Origin of the sequence: Paenibacillus sp. MSJ-34, assembly GCF_018918005.1 — a bacterium.
Lineage (GTDB): Bacteria > Bacillota > Bacilli > Paenibacillales > Paenibacillaceae > MSJ-34.
This window is the reverse complement of sequence record NZ_JAHLPR010000098.1, coordinates 1-5,834: the sequence shown is the minus strand read 5'-3', so window position 1 is coordinate 5,834 and position 5,834 is coordinate 1. Positions and strand designations below refer to the sequence as shown.

General features: G+C 40.5%; 2 protein-coding genes and 1 pseudogene. All 3 read left to right on the top strand.

Annotated features, from left to right (window positions below):
- Positions 1-133: 133 nt before the first annotated feature.
- Positions 134-988, top strand: a pseudogene (locus KQI79_RS26880) (restriction endonuclease subunit S domain-containing protein); the annotation flags it as partial.
- On the top strand, positions 989-4,354 hold the full coding sequence (locus KQI79_RS26875) for a DEAD/DEAH box helicase family protein (RefSeq protein ID WP_216541414.1): 3,366 nt from the start codon (positions 989-991) through the stop codon (positions 4,352-4,354).
- A 117-nt stretch (positions 4,355-4,471) separates the two neighbouring features.
- A complete protein-coding gene (locus KQI79_RS26870; RefSeq protein WP_216541413.1) occupies positions 4,472-5,737 on the top strand; it encodes an AAA family ATPase in 1,266 nt (421 codons plus the stop codon).
- The last annotated feature ends 97 nt before the right edge of the window (positions 5,738-5,834 follow it).

Below are 5,834 nucleotides of genomic sequence, written 5' to 3'. Positions count from 1 at the left end.
AGTGTATCCACATAATGTTGACTTGAACCGAACGAACTGGGAAACCTCCACTTTTTTACAGTCCGCGAGGCAGATCCACTATATTCAGTGTTTGATATTACGGGCTTTCGAAATTTAGGTTTATCTTTATAAATGTAAAGCAGTTTTGAAATTTCAGAATCAGACTACAGGTATTATTAATCTGAAGTTAGATAATTACTTAAGAAACAGCACTATTTCTATTCCTATGCTCGGGGAACAAGAACATATTGTAAAAATATTAGATAAAGCCCAATATCTGATTGAACAGCGCAAACAAGCAATAGCTAAACTTGATGAATTAGTCCAAGCTGTGTTTTTAGATATGTTTGGTCAATTTTCAGATACAAATTGTAAGATAAAAGATGTAATTATTAGTTTGCAAGCAGGACTTAGTACTGGAGGAGAAACTAGACAGAAACAAGGGAGCGAACTAGGGGTACTAACCACATCGGCTGTTACTTCAGGAGAGTTTATTGATACGGCTTATAAAGTACCCTCAGAAAAAGATATAAAATTAAACAAATTGGTATTTCCAACAAAGAACAGCATTTTGGTAAGCAGAATGAATACGAGAGAACTGGTAGGGGCTTCTGCAATAATTGAAAAAGACTATAACGACTTATTTATACCTGATCGACTTTGGAAGCTTACTTTAGACCAACGAATTGTTAACCCATATTATTTTTTGTTTGTGATTCAGGCAAAAAAGATTAGGGATGAAGTTTCACGGTTGTCATCTGGCACAAGTGGCTCAATGTTAAATATATCCCAAGAAAAATATTTAGGAATTGATTTTTACCTTCCAGCAAAACAGTTGCAAGATCAATTTGCCTCAATGATTATTCAGATTAGAAATACGAAGAACAAAATGAAACTTCAACTCCAACAACTAGAATCCAACTTCCAAGCCCTGCTTCAAAAAGCTTTTAAAGGCGAATTGACAGTGAAGGACGGTGTAGCGGTTTAGATGAGCGATATCCATCTATCGAATTTTGGATTTCTCAGTGCAAATAAAACTTATGCCAGCTTTGCCGGCGCATGTATGGAGGCGGAAAAGGCGTTGGTCGTCAGTCCTGCGACCAGCGCTATTCTCAGCCGTAGGGCTCTGGAGCTTGCTGTCAAATGGCTGTTTACCTACGATAGCGACTTGAAGGTCCCTTATCAAGACAATCTGTCAAGCTTGATTCACGATGTAACTTTTCTCCGCGTAATCGATCAGTCCATGCTACCACAGTTGAAATATATTACGAAGCTAGGAAATGTCGCCGTGCATTCCAATGCAACGATCAGCCGTGGCGAGGCGATTCTGTCTCTTCGCAACCTGTTTAACTTCATCAGCTGGATCGATTATTGTTATTCGGTCGAGTATACGGCCAGAAGTTTTGACGAACAACTCTTATTGGAAGAGAACAAACAACAAGAAAAAGTTAGGCCTCAGGAGCTGCAGGATTTATACGACCGTTTAGGTTCAAAAGACCGTAAGCTGGAAGATCTGATCAAAGAAAATGAAGAGCTTCGGAAGCTGCTGACCGAGCGCAAGGCGCAGAACACGCAGGAGTACAACTTTGTTCCGGATAAAATCAGCGAGTTCGAGACTCGCAAACGTTACATCGATCTCGAGCTTAAGCTGGCCGGATGGACATTCCAGAAAAATGTACTGGAAGAGTTTGAAGTACAAGGCATGCCAAACGGCCAAGGGATCGGTTATGTCGATTACGTGTTATTGGGTGAGAACGGGAAGCCGCTTGCCGTCGTGGAAGCGAAACGGACCAGCGCAGATCCCAATGTGGGCAAGCAGCAAGCGAAGCTCTATGCGGATTGTTTGGAGCAGCGGTATGGACAGCGTCCGTTGATTTATTATACCAATGGATTTGTAATAAATTTCTGGGATGATCTTCACTATGCCAGTCGGCAAGTATCTGGTTTCGCCAGTCAGGATGAGCTGCAGTTGCTCGTCAACCGGCGCTCGATCCGTAAACCGTTGCAGGAAGTACAAATCAACAACTCCATTGTAAATCGCCCTTATCAGCATGAAGCAGTCCTTTCGGTTTGTGATGCATTAAATAAAGGACAGCGGACCGCTTTGCTTGTCATGGCGACCGGAAGCGGTAAAACACGCACTGCGAGCGCCATTGTTGATGTGCTGAGCCGATATAATTGGGTTAAGAATGTGCTGTTTCTTGCGGATCGTACAACGCTTGTTCGCCAAGCCAAAAACAGCTTCAGCCAGTATTTGCCCGACATGACACTGTGCAACCTGCTTGACAGCAAGGACAATCCGGAGACGGCAAGAATTGTTTTTTCCACTTACCCGACGATGATGAATGCCATCGACGAGGTCAAGCGGAAGGACGGCAAAAAGCTGTTTACGGTTGGTCATTTTGACTTGATCATCCTTGATGAATCGCATCGAAGCGTCTATAAGAAATATAAGGCCATATTCGATTATTTTGATGCTATCCTGCTGGGCTTGACGGCAACTCCCAAAGATGAAGTCGACAAAAACACATATGACGTGTTCCGTCTGGAAAATGGTGTTCCAACCTTTGCCTATGAACTAGAGCAAGCAGTCAAGGAAGGATATTTGGTGGATTACCGTACCGTGGAAACAACAACCAAGATCATGGACGACGGCATCCGCTACGATGATCTGTCCGAAGAGGAAAAAGAGCAATACGAAGAAGTGTTGCTGGAGGATGAAGAAGAGGAGCCGCGGGATATTGATAGTGCAGCGATTAACGAATGGTTGTTTAACCAGGATACGATAGACCGTGTGCTGCAGTTTGTTATGGAGCGGGGCTTGAAGGTAGAAGGCGGAGACAAGCTGGGCAAGACCATCATATTTGCCAAAAACCATCGGCATGCAGTTGCAATTGTAGAGCGGTTCGATAGCCTGTATCCTGAATTAAAGGGGCATTTTGCACGGGTCATTGATATCAAAACGAATTATTATCAATCTCTGATTGATGATTTTTCCATTTGGAACAAGCTTCCTCAAATTGCTGTTTCCGTTGATATGCTCGATACAGGCGTAGACATCCCTGAGGTTGTCAATCTGGTATTCTTCAAGAAAGTTCGCTCGAAGTCGAAGTTTTGGCAGATGGTGGGCCGAGGGACACGGTTGTGTAAAGATCTACATGGTATTGGTGAGGACAAGCAGGAATTCCTGATCTTTGATTTCTGCCGTAACTTTGAGTATTTCCGGGCCAATCCGAAAGGGAAGGATACCGATATTGCCGAGACCTTATCGGAAAAATTGTTCAATGTTCGTACTCAGATTGTACGTGAACTTCAACAACTGCGTTATCAGGAACCCGAATATATAGAACATCGCACGGAATTGGTGAAATTGTTGAAGGATAGCGTGAGTGCGCTAAATGAGGAGCATTTTCGCATCAGACAGCATATCCAGTATGTCCATAAGTATAAAAATGACGCTGCATGGCGCTCCTTAACCGATACTGATATGGGGGATTTGAAGGAGTATATTGCTCCTCTTGTCGTTTCTTTAGACCATGACGAATTAGCAAAGCGGTTTGACTATATGATGCTGATCATCGAATTGGCTAAGCTTCAGGGAACACAATCGGTGAAGCCGTTTCGCAAAGTCATGGAGACGGCAGAAAAACTCTCCAAGTTGGGTACGATTCCTCAAGTCGTCGCACAGCGACATGTCATAGAGAAGGTCTTGACGACAGAGTTCTGGGAAGAAGCGGACATCTTCGAAATGGAGAAAGTTCGTGTTGCTTTACGGGATCTCATTAAATTCCTGGAACGGGAAACACAACAAATCTATTATACGAACTTCAAAGATGAATGGCTTGCTGTAGAGGAAAGTAGAGGCTTCTATAACACCAATGACCTGCAAAATTACCGTAAAAAGGTCAACCAGTATTTACAAACGAACAAGGATCAAATCGCTATCTATAAATTGCGCAACAACAAACCGATCACGAAACAAGATCTGGAGACGCTTGAACATATTCTATGGGCAGAACTCGGAACCAAAGAAGATTATGAGCGGGAATATAAAGACTTACCGGTAACGAAGCTTGTACGGACGGTCGTAGGGCTCGACCAGGAAGCCGCGAATGAAGCATTCACGGTATTCCTGCAGGAAAACCGTCTGAATGTCCATCAACTACGGTTTGTGAAGCTGATTATCGATTATGTAGTGAAAAACGGTATTCTTGAAAAATCCGTACTCCAAGAGGAGCCATTCCGCTCGGTCGGCAGTATCACGGAACTGTTTAGTAATAATCTGGACGATGCACGAGCAATTATCGGTATTATTGATACGATTAATAAGAACGCTGAGGTTGTTGGGGCTTAGTATTTTCGGATTGTAGATACTACTACTAATTTAATTACTTGCATCTGGGCGTAACTAAAATGGACATCTATTTTAGTTACGTCTTTTTTAAATTAACATTTTCGGGGTGAAGAAGTAATGATTAAAGAAATTTCCATTAAGAAGATAGCAACTTATGATAGTACAGGTGTTGTCTTTAGTGGATTAAAGAAAATTAATTTTTTCTACGGTTCCAATGGAAGTGGGAAAACATCATTATCAAATGCTATGAAAAATATTGAGAACTTCCCGGATTGTAATATTGATTGGGCATCACAACCATTAAAAACATTGGTATATAACCAGAAATTCGTTGAGGAAAACTTCCATCAGGATTCGCACATTAAGGGTATATTCACATTAGGTAAGGAGTCAACTGAAATAAAAAATGAAATTGCTGAAAAGAAGAGGCTTGTTGATAAATTAGACGAAGAGATTCGTAGATTGCGCACTAACTTGTCCAATAAAGAAGAGGAATATAACGCGAATGAAAATGAATTTATAGAAGATTGCTGGGAATTGAAAAGAAAATATGATAACGAGTTTTTGCAAGCTTTTTCAGGTGTTCGAAATAATAAAATGAACTTTATGAATAAATGTAAACAGTCGCATTCACTTGAAAATAAGTTATGTGATTTAGAGGATTTACGTGCTCGTTCAAATAAATTATTTAATGGAAGTTTAGTGAAAATTCAAACGTTGCAATCAATAAAGAATGACGAACTAAACGTTGCTTGTTCAAGTCGAATATTCCAAAAACAAATTGTTGGTAAGCAGGAGGTCGATATCGCCGCTCTCATTTCTAGACTGGCTATAAGCGATTGGGTAAAAAGAGGATATGATCATATACATAAGTCGGAAGGTAAATGCCCTTTTTGTCAACAGTCATTGCCGGATGGTTTTTTGAATAAATTGGAAGAGTACTTTAATGAAACCTATGAAAATGAAATGAAGGAATTGGCAAATTGTGTTAAACTATACATGGAATCATATGATAATCTTGAGACTTCGATCCAGGATCTAATGGAAAAAGAAGTACCATATATCGATAAAGAGAGAATAAATCAACAGTTAGAAATAATAAGATCGAAAAACGAAATCAATCTCGAATTAATTGAACAAAAACAAAAAGAACCAAGTAAGAAAATTGCATTAGTTCCTGTTGACGAATTTGTAAAAATTATCAATTTAGAAATTGAGAGGGTTAATCAGGAAATCCTTGGACATAACAGGTTGGTTGATAACCGAGCCCATGAAGAACAGCTTCTTAAGGATCAAATATGGAGATTCATTGCAAATGAAAATCTGCATAATCACGAAAAATATGTACGCAAAGAATTTAACCTAAATTTCGAAAGCCCGTAATATCAAACACTGAATATAGTGGATCTGCCTCGCGGACTGTAAAAAAGTGGAGGTTTCCCAGTTCGTTCGGTTCAAGTCAACATTATGTGGATACACT

What these genes read in the sequence shown, in the direction of transcription:
- KQI79_RS26875 (WP_216541414.1), top strand. Translation starts at nt 989, where the DNA reads ATGAGCGATATCCATCTATCGAATTTTGGATTTCTCAGTGCAAATAAA.
- KQI79_RS26870 (WP_216541413.1), top strand. Translation starts at nt 4,472, where the DNA reads ATGATTAAAGAAATTTCCATTAAGAAGATAGCAACTTATGATAGTACA.